The following is a 17,291-nucleotide window of genomic DNA, read 5'->3' on the forward strand; positions in this document are numbered from 1 at the left end:
TCAGTTCCTGATGGCCCAGAAATTCAGTTCAAGCTCGGGGAATTCGCCGGAGACATGGAACGCGAAGCCGCCGGAGCGCTCCAGTTGTGCCAGGTCTTCAGAACTGAGTTCGAGAATGAAATAGGTTTTGTTGGAGTGGAACGCGATCTGCCGTGGCGCAACCGGCAAGGGTTTGACCTTGATGCCAGGCAGATGCAGGTTGACCAGTTGGCGGATGCGTTCCACTGGCCCCACCTTGAGGTGCGCCGGCAAGCGTTGACGCAATTCCTCGGAGTCGCAGTTGGCGCTGGCGGCCAGCACGAACGAGGCGGTGCTCAACAGTTTGTGGTCGTGCAATGGCGACACGATGATGCCGTACTGACGCGCTTGCAGGGCCAGCTCGATCGCATGCTGCTCCAGTACCATCGACAGCACTTGGCGGATAGCTTCCATCAGTTTGCGAAAGCTCGCACCCTGGTCGCTGTGCTGGTAGCGGGTGTCGAGGCGCGGGCGCTTGGTATCACTGGAAAACGTCGCCAGGTCACCGAGCATGGTCAACAACGTGCGATACAACTCTTCGGGGTGCACCTGCTGCAGGTCCAGGTAGTGGCGCAACAGCAGTTCGGTACGGTTGATCAGCTGCAGCATCATGAAGTCGCCGACTTCGGCGCCGCCGACTTTGCCGTTGGAACGAATCCGCTCGGCAATGGTGTCGCCGCGATGGCCGAGCATGCTGATGACTTCTTTGAGGCACGACAACAGGTAGGTGGACGCATGCGTCTGGATGTATGTCGGCACGTAGTCGGCATCGAGGGTCACCACACCGTCAGGCGTGGTGTCGAGCACTTCACAGAGCTTGAGCTTCACATAGGCATGGTCGTTCTGCTGCTCGCCCAGCAGCAGCTTGAAATCCGGTCGTGCGCAACTGACCTGGCTGGCGGAATCATCACCGGCATTCGAGTCGGCAACTTCGGCGTCGTAGGCGGTGTACCGCGCCAACACGTCGGACTGCTCAGGGCGGCGCGCCTCGATGTGGTTGCCGGTCACCAGCGGCAACGCCAGGTAGATCGGCGTGTGGCCGGTGTTCGGTGGTACGTCCAGCGCCAGTGGCTGGGTGTTGCCACCCAGCTCGAACAGGCTGCCGTCGGGCAGAATCCCGGAAGCCTGGCTGATCACCAGCTTGCCCATATTGAGGAACTGCACGTCGATTTCCAGGTTCAGAAAACCCCAGGTGTAACCGCCCAACAATTGGGTGCGGGTCTTCATCTGGTGATCGTAGTAACGATCGTTATGCTGAAAGTGCTGAGGGCGCAGCAACATGCCTTCCTGCCAAATGACTTTATGCGTGTTCATGGTCAATCAGCCGCCTTGGCGAGTGTTGCATGGGTGTTGCGAATGCCGCTCTGGTCCAGGGTCAGGTCGACGTCTGTCGCGTCCAGCGGAGTGACTTGCACGGTGTAGCGCCATTGGGTGTCCGACAGGTCACGGTAAGCGGCGAGCACGCCGACGTAGCGGCTGCCCTCCTCCACGCTGAGTTTGAGTTCCACGGTTTCGCCGGGGCGCAGTTCCATTTCTTCGCTGGCGACCATGTCCGGTGTCAGCGTTTCCTTGGCGCGCTCATACAGGCTGAAGAAGTCGGCATTCTCGAACGACACCGGGTGCTTGAGTTCGAACAGGCGCACCACAATCGGCGACGGGCGCCCGTTGAGGTCCGGGTTCAACTGATCGCTGGCGGTCAACTTCAGGTTGAGCTTGGTGATGTGCGAATACGGTGACAACGACGAACACCCGGCCATCAGCAACAGGGCGGCCAGCGTAGTCAGCGTCTTGAAAAATACAGTCGAGCGGCGAGACATGCGCTTCATCCTTGATGGTCGGCGTTGAGGGTGGAAATCAGGCGGATTTGTTCTTCATAAGCCTGCGCGAAGTCGCGCGCCAGCAGGCGCTCGCTCCAGTCATCGTCCTGGCGCAGCGCCTGGTGATAGCGCCCGTAGGCTCGCCAGCGGCTGCCGGAGGTGGCGAGTAACGGTTTGTTATCGCGCTCGAAACGCAAGGTCAGTTGCTGTGGCGAAAAATGTTCCAGGGTGCTGCGAACCGCCGCACGGCTGGCGGTCAGAAGCGCAACCTGGTGGGCTTGCAAATCGCGGAAGGCACGCGACACCGCCTGCCCGGCCTGCATCTGGCCCGGCTTGCCGGGTTGCAACAAAATGTCCAGCGCTTCACCGGCATCGACGGCGAACTTCAGCGGGTTTTTGTGCGTGCCTTGTGCGAGGGTCTGCGCCAGGCGCAGCTCGTTTTTCAATTCGCTGCGGGTGCGCAGGCTCTGCTGCAGGCCGCCGATGCTCTGATTCAGCAAGCGCGCGGCATTCAGCGCCAGCGCTTCCTTGGCATCGTGGTCGAGCTTGCCGAGGTCGACACCCAGGGCTGCGCCAAACTGCTCCCAGAAACCATCGGCCTGGCGCTCGACGACTTTCGCCGGCGCAGGTTCAACGGGCACCTCGGGCTCCACCAATTCCGGCACCAACAGGCTTTCCATATCGATACGCGCATAATCGGCGCGCTGACGCGGGTCTTGGGTAGCCCTGCGCGGAGAGATCAACTCCTCTATTTCCGAATACACGCGCTCTTGCTGATCCAGCGCACGGAGCGGGTCCAGGTCGAGGAATGCATCGTCGGGAATGGTACTGCCGGCAGGCTGTGGGCGCCCTGCCTGCCGCTCGAAAACGGCCGGATCACGGATCAACCGCGCACGAATTTCAAAGTCTCCCAGCACGTACGAGCTACCGTGCTCGATCCGCACCGCTTCACCTCTGTGCAGGGTTGCGCCGCTGTCGCTGACTTTAATACCGTTGGTGCTGGTATCGGTCAGGTAGAAAGCGCCATCGCGATAACTGACCTGCGCGTGATGGCTGGACAGATGCCGCTTGCGGTCGGGGAGAATCCAGTCACAGTCTTCGCTGCGGCCAATGACACCGCCCGCTTTCTTGAAGGTCTTCTGGCACAACTCGGTGGGCACGAACTGCTTGGTATTGAGCATTTCGAAAACCAATTCCATGGTGAAACTCCTTCGCTCACTTACCGCGATTGATAGCCTGCGGATCACCCAGAGGGCGGTAGGCAGCGTCGTTGAATTTGTAGTTGCCGCTGCAGCCACCCAGGCCACATAAAACAGCGAGGGTCAGCAGCACGGCTTGCCAGTGACGAACAGACATCAGAGGGTCTCCAGGGAATAGCAAAGGGCGCCGACCTTGCAGGGGGCACGGTTAACGAAAAATGGGTTGAAATCGAGCAGCTCAGGCTTGGCCATCAACGCTCCCCAGGTTGATATTCAGGCGCCCGAGGCGGTAGAGAAAGGTGCGGCGCGGCAGGCCAAGTTCACGCGCGGCGTTGGTCTGGTTGCCGTCATTTTTGCGCAGGCAGTCGAGTACGAGGCTGCGCTCGACCTGATCAAGCCGTTCGCGCAGGTTCAGCCCGCTGACTTGAGGCAGGTCATCCACCCGCAACGAAAAATGCTCAGCCAGCAATTCATTGCCCTCGCACAGCAGCAGCGCCCGTTCGACCAGGCCCTTGAGTTCGCGCACGTTGCCGGGAAACGCGTAGCCGGACAGGCGATCGAGTGCAGCGCTGGACCAGCTGACCGGGTCACGCTGCAGAAATGCGCAGGCTCTGTCGGCGAAGTGCCGGGCCAACACCAGGATGTCCTCTTCGCGTTCGCGCAACGCCGGTAATTCAATCGGAAATTGCGCCAGGCGGTAGTACAGGTCTTCACGAAATTGCCCGGCGCTGACCAGCGCCGACAGATCGCGGTGCGTCGCGGCAACAATGCGCACATCAACCTTGTGCGTGTCGTTGCAGCCCAGCGGGCGAATCTCGCCTTCCTGCAGCACCCGCAACAGCTTGGCTTGCAACGACAGCGGCATGTCCCCCACTTCGTCGAGCAGCAACGTGCCGCCGTTGGCCGCGTCAAACAACCCGGGCCGGTCACGGTCAGCACCGGTAAACGCGCCTTTGCGATAGCCGAACAGCTCGCTTTCCAGCAGGTTTTCCGGCAACGCCGCGCAGTTCTGCACGATGAAGCCCTTGGAGCGACGCGGGCCACAATCATGAATCGCGCGGGCCACCAGTTCTTTGCCGGTACCCGTCTCGCCGCACAGCAGCACGGTATACGGGCTGTGCAGCACCTTGCTGATCAGCGAATAGACCTGGCGCATTGCACCGCTGTTGCCGATCAGACCATAGCCGCTGGCGCTGGGTGCGTTGACGGGCAGCAACGGCTGTTCCGCGCTCGGCCGGCGTAACCGTTGCAGCAGGTGCAACTGGGCGATGACAAACGATGCGAGCTGGCGGAATGAATCGGCAAAACCTTGCAGGTCGAGGTGCTGGTGGCTGGCGCACAACAGCACGCCCTCCACGGCGTCTCGCTGGTTAACCAGTGGCACGCACAGCAGCGACTCCCATGGCTTCGCCTGGCTTGGTAGAAAACTCGTTTCGTGCAGGCTGCCGCTCAAGCCACTGAGGCTTATCACGCGGTTCTGACACAGCGCGAATTGCAGCAATTGCTCGGCGTTGTAATCCACCGGCAGGCTTTGCGCTTCACGCGGTTGCAGGCTGCCATTGAGGCACTCGGCGTTCATTCCCAGGCGGGTGTGGGTCGCGTCAAGCAGATACAGCTGTGCCAATTCGCAGCCACTGAGCTCGGTCAAGCCGCGCACGAATGCGCCCAGCAGCGCCGCGCCGTCGGTTGCGCGCGACAAGCTGGCGAATTGCGCCAGCAGCGCTTCGGCATAAACGAGCGGTTGTGGCACGCGGGTAAACATTACGCCCACCTCACGCAAATTCGCACGTGACGCTGGCATCGGCGTCCAGTGTCGCGTGCACACGTTTGAGGCTTTCACCGGTCGCCATCGCATCCAGCAAGCGATCAGCCACCAGCGGCAGCACGTGCAGGTCGAGCAGGTGGTCGATCAGCCTCGCACCGCTGTCGCTTTGGGTGCAGCGTTGCGCAAGGTGGTCGACAAGGTTCTGGCAGTAAGTGAAATCCAACTGGCGACGATTCAGGCGCTCGCCAAGGCGACCGAGTTTGATCTCGATCAGCTCGCGCAGCACTGGCCCACCGACCGGGTAGTAAGGCACTACGCGCATACGCGCCAGCAACGCAGGCTTGAAGTGCTTGCTGAGCACCGGGCGGATGGTTTCTTCGAGCACCTCGGCACTTGGCCGCTCACCGTTTTCACAGAGCGCACTGATGCGGTCGCTGCCCAGGTTCGACGTCATCAGGATCAGCGTGTTGCGAAAATCGATTTCGCGCCCTTCGCCATCGTTGGCCACGCCCTTGTCGAAGATTTGGTAGAACAGGTTGAGCACGTCCGGGTCGGCCTTTTCGACTTCATCCAGCAGCACCACGGAATAAGGCTTCTGCCGCACCGCTTCGGTGAGCATGCCGCCCTCACCGTAACCGACGTAGCCCGGCGGTGCGCCGATCAAGCGCGATACGGTGTGTTTCTCCTGGAACTCCGACATGTTGATGGTGGTGATAAAGCGATCACCGCCATACAGCAGGTCAGCCAGCGCCAAGGCCGTTTCGGTTTTACCCACACCGCTCGGGCCTACCAGCAGGAACACACCCACTGGCGCATCAGGCTTGTTCAGGCCGGCGGCAGTGGCGCGCATCGAGCGGTCCAGCGCATGCACAGCTTGTTCCTGGCCGCGAATGCGCAGGCGCAGGTCGGTGGCGAAACTGGCGACTTTGGCGTTGTGCTCACGTGCGAGTTGCGCCAACGGCACGCCGGTCCAGGCACTGATGACTTCGGCCACCAGGCGTGGGCACACTTCAAAACTCACCAGACGCTCTTTGACTTGCAACGCGGTCAGCTCGCCATGGGTGTCGTGAAGAGCGGACTCCAACGCATCAACCGTCTCGGCCGGGTTGGTTTCAGAATCATCTTCGACCGGTGCGGCAGCGGCTTCACGCGCTTGCGCCAGTTGCTGACGAAGCTCCAGCAAACGCTCGGCCAGCGCCTTCTGCTCGGTCCAAAGCGCCTCCAGCGCTGCGCGTTCGGTTTCGGCTTCTTCCAGGCGCGCCTCCAGCGCTGTGAGTGCTTCGTGATCCACCGGCAGGCCGGCTTCAGCATCACGGCGCAGTGCCTGGCGCTGACGGCCGCCTTCGGCCAATTCGCCACGCAGGCGCTCCAGGCTTTCCGGGGCTGCGGCCAAACTGATGCGTACACGGGCGCAGGCGGTGTCGAGTACGTCAACTGCCTTGTCCGGCAGCTGACGCCCGGCCAAGTAGCGTGCCGACAGCTCGGCGGCGGCAACTACGGCGTCATCGCGCAGGTAGATGCCGTGGCTTTTTTCATAGACTTGCGCCAAGCCGCGCAGAATAGTCACGGCTTCACTGACGGTCGGTTCATGCAATTGCACCGGCTGGAAACGCCGTGCCAGCGCCGGGTCTTTTTCGAAGTACTTCTTGTACTCCGCCCACGTGGTAGCGGCGATGGTGCGCAACTCGCCACGGGCCAGCGCGGGTTTAAGCAGGTTGGCCGCGTCGGAACCACCCGCGTTGCCACCGGCACCGATCAGCGTGTGCGCTTCATCGATGAATATAATGATCGGTTTGGGCGAGGCTTTGACCTCATCGATCACACCTTTGAGCCGGCGCTCGAACTCACCTTTGACACTGGCACCGGCCTGCAACAGCCCCATGTCCAGCGACAGTAACTCGACACCCTTCAATACCTGCGGCACTTCACCGGCGGCGATGCGCGAGGCCAAGCCTTCAACAATCGCGGTTTTACCCACGCCAGCCTCGCCCACCACAATCGGATTGTTTTTGCGGCGCCGGGCAAGGATGTCGATCATCTGCCGGATCGCACCGTCACGGCACAATACGGGGTCGAGTTTGCCATCGCGTGCCTGCTGGGTCAGGTTGTGGGTGAAGCGTTCAAGCAGCGATTCCCCCGGTGCAGCCGCTTTGGCGGTATTGGTTTTTTCCTGTTGCGACAGCGCGAATTCTTTCAGGCGCTCAATATTCAATTTGGCCAGCAGCGGCTGGTAGCGGCTGCCGGCGTAGCGCATCGGGTTGCGTAACAACGCGAGGATCAGCGCGGCCTGTTCGACTTGGGTCTGGCCCAGTTCGAGGTTGGCCACCAGCAACCCGTCTTGCAGCCACTGCACCAACTCCGGGGCGAATACCGGGTTGCGCGAGGCGCTGTGTTCGACGCGTGACTGCAAGGCGGCGCTCAGTTCACCGGCATCCACGTCGGCGTCCTGCAAGGCACGCGCGAGCAAGCCTTCAGGGCGCTCCAACAGACCCAGCAGCAAGTCTTCCACAAGGATTTTGCTGCCGCCACGGGCCACGCAGCGCTCTGCGGAACGTTCGAGGTCACGACGGGTTTCGGCGTCCAGCGCCTGTATCAGTTGCTGCAGGTCTACGTTGCTCATTACGCTCACATCCTTAATGAATTTTACTGCCCAGGGTGACGACACCGTCTGCGTGTTCGCGACCGAGCCAACTGGTCCATCCCAGTCGGCAAGCGTTTTGTTCGCCGATGCGCAACTCACGGATTTCCTCGTGGCGCAGTACCAGCCTTATGTCGTAATCAAGCGGGTCACGCAGGGTGAACCGCACCAGCGCGCAGAGCGGCTGATAACCGAAACCGATCGGTAGAAACTCGTGAAAACGCTGCCAGTCCAGTTCGCGAATATGGATACGGAACTTGCCGCTGCGGTCGCGCACGCTGTCGCCCAACACCATGCTTTCACCGAGCAAAGAATTGGCCAGGCCCAGGCAATTGCGCTGCTCTTCGAGGATTTCGACACGGCGTTCGATGCACTGCTCAATGGTCAGCTCGGCATGCTTGAAGTAGTAACGCAGCACCGCTTCAATCAATGCCGCCGAGTGCGCCCGCAGGCTCAGCAAGCCCAGGTACGGCAACAGGCGCTTCCAGTTCAGCTCCTTGGCGCGACGGATTTCTTCGCCGCCCAGGCCGATCAGCGCGAACAACTGCGCAGAAAACGGGTCGATCGCGCCGCTTTCAAAACTGACGCGGTAGCGGTACTTCTTCCAGATCGGCAGCATCAGCCGTTGCAGGCGATGGTGAAACAGATCGAGGAAGTTACGCGTCGGGTTGCCATCCTCGCTGTCGCCGAGTGCCTGCTCGCCATAAAACGCCGGCAGCGGCGAGCCCGCCCCTACCAGGCCAATCAGGTTGAAGCGCATGCGCGCGCGCATCTGCCCGTGCTCATGGAAAAACTCCACACGGTCGACGTCGCTGCCCGGAAAGCCCAGGCTTGGGTTGGCCTGAAACTCCAACTGGTCGTACAAATCGTCCTGACTCATGTGCGGGTGGGCGTCGCGCAACCGGTCGACCACCAGCATCACGGCCTGGAACAGTGAGTACTCGCGTATTCCTCGGGTCAGCCCGCTTAAAGCAGCGGTTGGAGGCCCATACGTGGTGTCCATTGGTACACCTCTCCCTGTGTGCTTTTTACCCGCAGCTCGTGAAACGAATTGAGACTGGCGTAAAGCGCGAAAAACTCGTTGAGAACCGAAGCAAACACAAACATGTCGCCTTCGCCGATATAACCTTGCGGATCAATAGTCAATTCGGTGCGCAAGCCGCGTACCGGTAGCCCGCGGTGCAGGCGGTCGACGTGGTGGTGCTTGATCGACTTGAGCCCACCCAGCAAGCGCTTGCTGACCTTCTCTGCCTGCTGGTCGTAGTAACGCGGCAGGTCGTAGGTTTCGAGAATCACCTTGAGTGCGTTGACGTCGGCCAGTGACAGGTAGTTGAGCGACATATTGCTGATCAGCTTCCACAGGAAGTCGCGGGTCAGCGGCGGTGCGAAGCTCGACGTCGCCGGGGTGATATTGCGAAAGCTGAGAAACGCGGGCGTGTGTTCGCTCGCCAGGTTGATGTCGCCCAGCTTGAGCTTGCGTGGCAAGTTTTGGTTGGTGCACATCAGCTCGATCGACAGTGTTTCATGCGCTTCGGTGTGCCGAATGCCAAAACTCAGGTAAGTGTCGAGGCCCTCATGCAGCATTGAGGAGCGCTGACGGATGCTGTAATGCGGACGGCTGTTGGGCACGTCAAAACTGGGGTCGTGCTCGAACGACTCAAACAGCACGTATTCTTCGTAACTGACACCACCGGGCTTCCAGCCGGTGACGGTTTCCACGGAGAACACACCGCAATGTTCCAAGCCGTGCCCGGAAGGCAACAGTAGGTATTCGTCCTGTTTACCATCGAGCCGAATCGGTGAGGCGTCTTGCTTGAACAAGTTGACGATGGGCGTGCAGTGCAGCTTCACATTGTCCAGCGTCGGGCGCATGCGCAACACACCGCTCTTGCGAATATCGAAGCGCAACTCCACACCGCGCACCTGTTTGAGGGTGTCTTGGGGCAACGCATTGAGCAGCTCCAGGCCGTTCACATCAACAAACAGGAACTTGTCTTGGAAGGCGAAATACTCTTGCAGGTAGCGGTAGCCGCGGAAGGTGTTCAGCGGATACGGAATCAGCGCTTCTTCCTCGGCAAAACCCACCGGCTGCACGCGGTCGCCGGTCAACTTGAACGCCATCGGCTGGCCGTTCACGCCATCAATCGGCTTGCCGGCGCCGTCCAGTGGCACCAACTCGACCCCGGCCAGGTTGCGCAGCAGGCTCAGGTAGAGCATTTGGCTGATATAACGCTCACCGGCAAAATGCAGGCGCACGCGGCTCAAATCCAGCTCACCGAGGTGGCCGTCGGCGCTCATCTCCAGGCGCAGGCTCAACAGCGAACCGTCGCCCTTTACCGAGTAATTCAACGCAGTGAGATCCAGCGCCTGCACATCCGTGGGGTAGCAGGTACGGAAGCGACAGCTCACGCCGTTAATCGGCTGGCTTTCGATGGGCGTGTCGCGCTCGACCTTCAGCGCCGGGCCAGCATGCTTCAACGGGTCGAATTGCAGGATGCTGAATGACGGCAGCGGCCGCATGTAATTGGGCCACAGTAACTGCATCAGCGAATGGCTGAGTTCAGGCAATTCATCATCGAGCTTCTGGCGCAAACGACCGGTCAGGAACGCGAAGCCTTCCAGCAACCGCTCCACGTCCGGATCCCGCCCGGCTTGGCCGAGGAAAGGTGCTAACGCCGGGCTACGCTCGGCGAATCGGCGACCTAACTGGCGAAGTGCGGTGAGTTCGCTTTGGTAGTAGTGGTTAAAGGACACGGGTTACCTGCCTGCGGTTGAATTTCATGAATAAAGGGTCCTGTAGATCGCGACTGTCAGGCCGCGCCAGCACGTAGCCCATAACTGGCAGAATCGGTAAAAAGCTACCTTCTATAGATCGATGATGATCAGGAGCGTCCTCTAAAACTCTGACGTTCTACCCATGAACGCATGACTAACGCCAACACCCCCATGCTGAACATCAACCCGCTATAGGCCATCGCCCGGACCGGGTGTTCGGGCAGAAAATAAAACAGCACGAGTGCAACCATAAGCACGAGCGGAACACACTTGCTGAATAATGTAGGCATAAAAAAAACTACGCCATTCACAAAAATGAACAGATAAAACATCAACTCTGCAGTGCCGCCTATTGACACACCCCTGGCGGTAAACCCACCAAAATACGCCTTGTAAAGTGCCACGCCATAGTCATGCACAAAAAAATACAGGACGCCCACCACTATATAAACGACCAACCCTAAAAAGAACCTCGGGTTCATGGCTTCCACACTTTATATCTCGCCAGCGCCTCTGCAGTGATGGAGGACTTCAGCAGATCATTGGATACCGGCTGATAAACAGTGCTGACACTCGGCGCATCACCGCCAGCCGCCCTTAATCCCCCAAAACTTTTAGTGCCGGCGACTCGACGAAAATTCTTCGACGCCCACAAACAGGCGCGGAGGATGATGAAGTTGTCATATACATTCTCGCTGCCTTCCTCATCATTTCCACCCAGTGTTCCATCCGCCCATTCCAGGCCTGTCTTGCCTGTTTTGCGGATAGCCGTATCGACATCATCGGTTTGCTGCCAGTACATCCGAAATGTATCTACACCAAACGGGATCTGGCCCAACCCATCTGTCCAGTACGGCTCGCCTTCGACAAGGCAAAGCAAGTAGCCGGCGCCGCCGTCTGGTTGCTTCTTCCAGTCACCAGGCAGCCCTTTGTAGTACATGAAAGACTCACGATCAACGATGGCGAAATCTATGATTGATTGCCAGGTATGGTGTTTAAAAGCAGCGAAGGCTTCAGCGCCCTCTTCAGCGCATTGGGGGTTTACCCAAAGCCGCTCTCGATAAAAGTCCGCCAATGGTTCAAACCATTGGATTTGTTCAGAGTAGAGTCTTTCTGCGGTCAAAATTCTAAAAGGCTTATCACTGGCAGTCGGCCTGACTGCAAACAAGGGAACGCCGTTTCCACGCGTAATGAGCCAGGCATCGGGAAGTGTGAGAACTTGCGGAACACTATCGCTGCTGGTAGTCGTAGCGCTTTCGAGCTTTAACGAGGTGGCCCCTTCTTCCGTCACAAAGGTGTAAGGCACGCCATCAATAGTAACGATCGTTTCCAAGCTTCTTACTCCGCACTAACGAAAATCGAAACCGGTTCAGCTTTCTGCCCGCTGGAAAAGCTTCCGGACATTCCGGACTTTGTACTACCGACCTTTTCGATTCCACTGTCAGAAACAATGCGATAGTTCAAACTATCAAGTGGCTTTCCGTTGGCCGTTGTGAAAGAAAACACTCGGTTGAACACGCCGGCTATAACCACCGGCAAGGGCGCAACAAACGCCGCCGGCGAATGCGAATTGCCGATAATCACCGTGCCGGAACCTGCCGTTACCTTGTTGCCATGTGTGCCAACCGAGTCCACGGTTGCTGCCGGTTTGCCATTGATCAAAACGGTGGTGGCCAACCCGCCAACCATCGCACCACCACACGCCGAGGCATCGCCTTGGCGGGCGGCCGCGAGGCCGTCGAAAAACACATCGCCGGAACCGGCGGCGATCGGGTTGGTGCCGTGGCCGGGGAGCGGGCAAGCAGTAGGGTCGGATACTCGTGCTGCGGGTTTGCCGGACATGCGAATCTCCTTAGTTGACCTTGACTTGACCGCTGCCATCCAGGCGCGCGGCGAAACTGACCTGACGCTTGAAACCATCAACTTCGAGCAAGCCTTCGATAGTGAAGGACAAACGAAGCTGATCGTGATCACGCGGCAGGGAAATGACACGCACCTTGCTCAGGCGCGGCTCGTAGGCTTCGATGAAGCTTTGGATAGCCAGGCGCGCTTGACTCAAAGAGTCGTGCAGGCTCAGGCGCATGTCATTGAGATCGGGTAGCCCGTAGTCGGACAGCGTTTGCACGCTGCCCGCACGGGTACTGAGCATCTTGGCCAGATGGGCAGCCACCGACGCCATGGCAGAAACCTCGCGGCTCCAGCCGACGCGTAAGTCCGCGTCGCCACCCAGGCGTTCGAAAAGGCTGCCGTATCCAGTCATGAGTTAAGCTCCGTTTACTCTTTGTCCAACTTGCCAACCAGCGACAAGGTGAAGTCAGCGCCCATGTATTTGAAGTGCGGACGCACGTTCAAGCTGACGCGGTACCAACCTGGCTCGCCGTCGACATCGCTGACGATGATCTGGGCTGCACGCAGTGGACGCCGGCCACGCACTTCGGCGCTTGGGTTTTCCTGGTCGGCGACGTACTGGCGGATCCACTTATTGAGTTCCAGCTCGAGGTCGGTACGCTCTTTCCACGAACCGAGTTGCTCGCGCTGCAGCACTTTCAAGTAGTGAGCCAGGCGGTTGACGATCATCATGTACGGCAGTTGCGTGCCGAGCTTGTAGTTCAGCTCCGCCGCCTTGCCTTCTGCACTGATGCCGAACTGCTTGGGCTTCTGCACCGAACTGGCGGAGAAGAAGGCAGCGTTATCGGAGCCTTTGCGCATGGTCAGGGAAATGAAGCCTTCCTCGGCCAGCTCGTACTCGCGACGGTCGGATACCAGCACTTCGGTCGGGATCTTGGTTTCGATCTCGCCCATGCTTTCGAAGTGGTGCAACGGCAGGTCTTCTACCGCGCCACCGCTTTGCGGGCCGATGATGTTCGGGCACCAGCGGAACTTGGCGAAGCTGTCGGTCAGCTTGGTACCGAACGCGTAGGCGGTGTTGCCCCACAGGTAGTGTTCATGGCTGTTGGCGACGGTTTCTTTGTAGACGAACGATTTAACCGGGTTTTCTTCCGGATCGTACGGGTTACGCAGCAAGAAACGCGGCACGGTCAGGCCGACATAGCGCGAGTCTTCCGACTGGCGGAAGCTCTGCCATTTGGAGAACTGCGGGCCTTCGAAGTGATCTTTAAGATCCTTCAGGTCCGGCAGACCGGTGAAGCTTTCCAGGCCGAAGAATTTCGGGCCGGCCGCAGCAATGAACGGCGCGTGGGACATGCACGCTACGCTCGACACGTACTGCATCAACTTCACGTCCGGCGAGCTCGGGGACATGAAGTAGTTGGCGATAATCGCGCCCACCGGCTGGCCACCAAACTGGCCGTATTCAGCGGTGTAGATATGCTTGTACAGGCCAGCCTGCATCACTTCCGGCGAGTCTTCAAAATCGTCCAGCAAGTCTTCTTTGGAGACGTTGAGGATTTCGATTTTGATGTTTTCGCGGAAATTGGTGCGATCAACCAGCAACTGCAGACCACGCCATGCCGATTCCAGGGACTGGAAGTCAGCGTGGTGCAGAATCTCGTCCATCTGACGGCTGAGCTTGGCGTCGATCTCGGCAATCATGCGGTCGACCATGGCCTTTTTGACCGGTTCACCGTTGTTCTGCGGCTTGAGCAGTTCTTCGATGAAGGCCGACACGCCGCGCTTGGCGATGTCGTACGCCTCGTCGTCCGGCGTCAGGCGAGTTTCTGCAATGATGCTGTCAAGAATACTGAGTTCGCCGGTTTGGGCGCTTTTTTGCTGTGCTGCGCTAGTGCTCATTGTGTTGGCTTCCTTGGCTGATTGGGACTCAGGCGTCCTGGGCTGCGGCGTTCAAGCCCAGCTCACCCAGTACGCGACCGCGGGATTCGTCGTCGGCGAGAACGCCTTCGATGGCTTTGCGGAACGCAGGCGCATTACCCAGCGGGCCTTTGAGGGCCACCAGTGCGTCGCGCAGCTCCATCAGTTTCTTGAGCTCCGGTACTTGCTCAACCAAGCTGGCCGGGTTGAAGTCCTTCATCGAGTTGACGCGCAGTTTCACGCCCAGCTCTTCAGTACTGCCCTCCTCCTGCAAACGGTTCGGCACGCTCAGCGTCAGTTGCAGCTCTTGCTTGGCCAGCACCTCGTCGAAGGTCGTCTTGTCGATGCTGATCGGCTTGCGATCTTCGACTTTGCGCTCGTCCTTGCGATGGGTGTAGTCACCAATAGCCAGCAGTTTCAGCGGCAATTCGATTTCTTCCTGAGCACCACCGGTGGCGGGCTTGAAAGTGACGTTAATGCGTTCCTTGGGGGCTACCGAGCCTTCTTTGGCCATGGCTTTTCTCCTTGCGGTTGTGGCCGTGAGGCCTATTCGAGTACCACTTCAAGATCGAGGTGGCACAGCCTGCGATAAATCTCTTCCTTGCGTTCGCGCACTGCATGGTTCTGCGGTAACAACTCGCAGCAGCTATGCAGTAGATGGAGCACTTCCAGCGCAAGATCTGGCTCCCAAACGTGCAGGCCCAGGTCCTGCAATGTTTGGTCGAGGGTTTCAAGTTGGGCTTTGGCCAGTTCGTATTTCTTGGCCACAAAACACAGGCGGGCCAAGGCAAACTGCCAAAAGAATCGGGCGCGGCCGCCCTGCGCTTTTTGCAGGCCCTGCTTGAGTGTCTGTACGGCGGCCTTGAGACCGTCCTTGCGCAATATCGGCAAAACCTCTTCCAGCGCAAGCTCCCACGCAGGCTGCGTGTGGGCGACCTCGACCTTGCGCGGTGCGCTGGTGGTCTGCAGGTGAGGCATTACATTGGCGCTGATCCAGGCGCGTGTGGCGGGATCGGCGAAAGGCGCACCGTCGTGAAAACGTAATTCGATGATGCCGGGCAACCGTTGAATCAACAGCGCGAAATGAATTTCCACTTCGCGCATGGCCAGGTCTGCGTTCAAGCCTTGCAGGCATTCCCAGACCAGGCGCTGGCCATCGAACCAGAATGGCGCCTTGGCCAGGCTCGCCTCGACTTCAACAATCAGATCGGCGTACGACGCCTGATCGTAACGATCCTGATAGGACTTGAGTTTGTCTGCCGGCAAACCGCGTAAAGCGGTGATGTGTTCGGCATTGCGCTCAGGCACTGCGTCAATCGGCAGCCACAAGAGCGTGCGATTAAGGCGCAGGGCGCGCAGGTCGGTGGCTTTTTGCTTGAGCCACCAGGCACACAAAGGCCGTGCGTTGTCCTGTTGGGCACGCAGCGCTTTATGGGCTTCTTTTTCATTGTCGATAGGCGCGCCGGCCGTAAACAGTTGCGTGGCGGCTTGCTTGACTTGGGCAACAGCCGCCCCAACCACACCGGGTTCCGGCTGGTTGTCGGCCGCGCGCTGCACCATGCTTTTCAGTCGACGGGACAACGGCAGCAACAGCGGCGCATCGTCACCCAAATGCTGGGTGCACGCCGCATCCAACCCTTCGAGGTGTTCAACCAGGCGGCGAAACAGCGGCAGTTGATCTTTAATCGCTATATTTTCGTTAAGCACTTGCTCGAGGCGCGGCACAATCCAACTGATCGCGGCACTGCGGGTTCGGGCTTTACGGGGGTGAACATCAGCCCAATGGTGCTCGCACAGATAGTGCAAAAAACCGAGACCCGCCAGCAGCCCCTGAAACGACTCGCGCTGGTAAAGCGCCCAGGTAAGCCAGGCACCTACGCGCAAATCCTTGGATTGGCTGCGCAACAGACTTTCACTGTTTTCGCGAACTTTAAGCCAATCGATCTGGCCACTTTCGTGCATCGATTGGGCTTTGGCCAATTCACTTTCCAGCGCTTCATACTCGCTCGAAAAACGCACGTCTTCGCCCGCAAAATTCTCCTGAGAAACCGAGACTTTTGCGAGTTCTAGATAATGAGCGGAGAGCTTACTGGAATAGGACATCCATGACCTTTAATTTGAGAATTCGTCAAACGGCAAATGATGAAAATGCCGAACGACAGAAAGGAAACATGATGCTTCAATCCATTTAGACCAGGTTCTTTCAAGGGACCAAAGCCTACGTAGGACGATGGCCCTTTGCAAGCAGCACCGAAGCATCCTTAAGAGAATCTCTTTGTAAGCGGCGAGATTCTACCGAAAACACCTCAGAAAATTCAACATACGTACAATAGTTAGTACGCATTAGTGAAAATCAGCCAGAACCCTTGAGATAGAGCCGTTCTAGCAAGCAATTTCGGATATATCTCAATAGGGCATTCGCCGTTATTACATGTAAGTGATTCGCCATAGTCCGGGTAGGACGCTGGCTTGATGGGAGTAGATTCTACACTTGCTAACCCGAGGTTTGAAAATCAGACGCGTCCGAGAAGGACGCGTGAAATTTCCCACAGTGCTTAAATCTTTGTGAAGCCCCCCACAAATTTTTAATCTGCATTTTAGGCAAATAGTTGCGCAGTTCGCTGTGGAAAAGCCTGTGGATAGATCTGTGCAGACCTTATTAGTATTGACGTACAGCCGAGTGCGCAAGAAGTTGCGCACCACTGCGCAAAAAGTTGCTCAACTCCAAACGGTTTGCTTGCAAAATTTATTAATCTACGCGGCTAAAAAGTCGCTGCAGCATTGATTTACCAACGAAATAATTAACGTGGCACGATGCTTGATTGCTGCCTGGTTACCCACCGGGCGATTTCGCCTCCCGGGCATTCTTATTTATCCAGCAAGGAGCATCTCCATGGCTACGCCAGCGTATATGTCCATCACGGGCACCAAACAAGGCCTGATCACCGCCGGTGCTTTCACCGCCGATTCGGTTGGCAACACCTACCAGGAAGGTCACGAAGACCAGGTCATGGTTCAGGGCTTCAGCCACGAAGTGATCATCCCGCGTGACCCGCAGTCCGGCCAACCTACCGGCCAGCGCGTACACAAACCGGTCAAAATCACCAAGGTATTCGACAAGTCCTCGCCTCTGCTGCTGGCGGCCCTGACTTCCGGCGAGCGCCTGACCGAAATCACTATCCAGTGGTACCGCACCTCGGCTGCCGGCACTCAGGAACACTACTTCACCACCAAACTTGAAGACGCGATCATCGTCGACATCAAGGACTACATGCACAACTGCCAAGACCCGGCGAACTCGCACTTCACTC

The 17,291-nt window shown here is 58.5% G+C and carries 16 protein-coding genes; 1 reads left to right on the forward strand and 15 read right to left on the reverse strand.

Annotation, left to right across the window (positions count from 1 at the left end; genetic code table 11):
• The 15 genes from tssK to tssA all read right to left on the reverse strand — a co-directional run bounded on the left by tssK (position 1) and on the right by tssA (position 16,083).
• The gene (gene tssK, locus AO240_RS04320; protein WP_099235298.1) at positions 1–1,332 is read right to left on the reverse strand and encodes a type VI secretion system baseplate subunit TssK; all 1,332 of its coding nucleotides are present in this window, start codon (positions 1,330–1,332) and stop codon (positions 1–3) included.
• A gap of 2 nt (positions 1,333–1,334) precedes the next feature.
• Entirely contained in the window at positions 1,335–1,835 is a 501-nt protein-coding gene (gene tssJ, locus AO240_RS04325) for a type VI secretion system lipoprotein TssJ (RefSeq protein ID WP_099235299.1), read from the reverse strand.
• 5 nt (positions 1,836–1,840) lie between these two features.
• Entirely contained in the window at positions 1,841–3,034 is a 1,194-nt protein-coding gene (gene tagH / locus AO240_RS04330; protein ID WP_058414399.1) for a type VI secretion system-associated FHA domain protein TagH, read from the reverse strand.
• A gap of 16 nt (positions 3,035–3,050) precedes the next feature.
• Positions 3,051–3,191: a hypothetical protein gene (locus tag AO240_RS04335; RefSeq protein WP_058414398.1), complete on the reverse strand. Its 141-nt coding sequence runs from the start codon at positions 3,189–3,191 to the stop codon at positions 3,051–3,053.
• An 81-nt stretch (positions 3,192–3,272) separates the two neighbouring features.
• Positions 3,273–4,796 carry a sigma-54-dependent Fis family transcriptional regulator gene (locus AO240_RS04340; protein ID WP_099235300.1) on the reverse strand — a complete coding sequence of 508 codons (1,524 nt, stop codon included), beginning with the start codon at positions 4,794–4,796 and terminating at the stop codon, positions 3,273–3,275.
• Positions 4,797–4,806: 10 nt separating this feature from the next.
• Positions 4,807–7,419, reverse strand: coding sequence for a type VI secretion system ATPase TssH (tssH, locus tag AO240_RS04345; protein ID WP_099235301.1), 2,613 nt, complete (start codon positions 7,417–7,419; stop codon positions 4,807–4,809).
• A 13-nt stretch (positions 7,420–7,432) separates the two neighbouring features.
• Positions 7,433–8,440: a type VI secretion system baseplate subunit TssG gene (gene tssG, locus AO240_RS04350; protein WP_058414395.1), complete on the reverse strand. Its 1,008-nt coding sequence runs from the start codon at positions 8,438–8,440 to the stop codon at positions 7,433–7,435.
• Complete coding sequence (gene tssF, locus AO240_RS04355; RefSeq protein WP_099235302.1) at positions 8,404–10,191, reverse strand: type VI secretion system baseplate subunit TssF; 1,788 nt, start codon at positions 10,189–10,191, stop codon at positions 8,404–8,406. Before tssF ends, tssG begins: the two co-directional genes overlap by 37 nt.
• 128 nt (positions 10,192–10,319) lie before the next feature.
• Complete coding sequence (locus tag AO240_RS04360; protein WP_099235303.1) at positions 10,320–10,694, reverse strand: hypothetical protein; 375 nt, start codon at positions 10,692–10,694, stop codon at positions 10,320–10,322.
• Positions 10,691–11,545: a hypothetical protein gene (locus AO240_RS04365; RefSeq protein ID WP_099235304.1), complete on the reverse strand. Its 855-nt coding sequence runs from the start codon at positions 11,543–11,545 to the stop codon at positions 10,691–10,693. The genes AO240_RS04360 and AO240_RS04365 overlap by 4 nt, the downstream gene beginning before the upstream one ends.
• A gap of 5 nt (positions 11,546–11,550) precedes the next feature.
• A complete protein-coding gene (locus AO240_RS04370; RefSeq protein ID WP_099235305.1) occupies positions 11,551–12,054 on the reverse strand; it encodes a PAAR domain-containing protein in 504 nt (167 codons plus the stop codon).
• Positions 12,055–12,064: 10 nt separating this feature from the next.
• On the reverse strand, positions 12,065–12,472 hold the full coding sequence (tssE, locus tag AO240_RS04375; RefSeq protein WP_058414391.1) for a type VI secretion system baseplate subunit TssE: 408 nt from the start codon (positions 12,470–12,472) through the stop codon (positions 12,065–12,067).
• A gap of 14 nt (positions 12,473–12,486) precedes the next feature.
• The gene (gene tssC / locus AO240_RS04380) at positions 12,487–13,962 is read right to left on the reverse strand and encodes a type VI secretion system contractile sheath large subunit (RefSeq protein ID WP_058414390.1); all 1,476 of its coding nucleotides are present in this window, start codon (positions 13,960–13,962) and stop codon (positions 12,487–12,489) included.
• A gap of 28 nt (positions 13,963–13,990) precedes the next feature.
• Entirely contained in the window at positions 13,991–14,494 is a 504-nt protein-coding gene (gene tssB / locus AO240_RS04385) for a type VI secretion system contractile sheath small subunit (RefSeq protein WP_099235306.1), read from the reverse strand.
• 32 nt (positions 14,495–14,526) lie between these two features.
• Entirely contained in the window at positions 14,527–16,083 is a 1,557-nt protein-coding gene (gene tssA / locus AO240_RS04390; RefSeq protein ID WP_099235307.1) for a type VI secretion system protein TssA, read from the reverse strand.
• A gap of 790 nt (positions 16,084–16,873) precedes the next feature.
• Between tssA and AO240_RS04395 the strand changes: the two genes are divergently transcribed.
• A partial coding sequence (locus AO240_RS04395; protein ID WP_099235308.1) for an Hcp family type VI secretion system effector occupies positions 16,874–17,291 on the forward strand: 418 nt, incomplete at its 3' end.

This window comes from Pseudomonas sp. ICMP 460 (assembly GCF_002723595.1).
GTDB lineage: Bacteria > Pseudomonadota > Gammaproteobacteria > Pseudomonadales > Pseudomonadaceae > Aquipseudomonas > Aquipseudomonas kitaguniensis.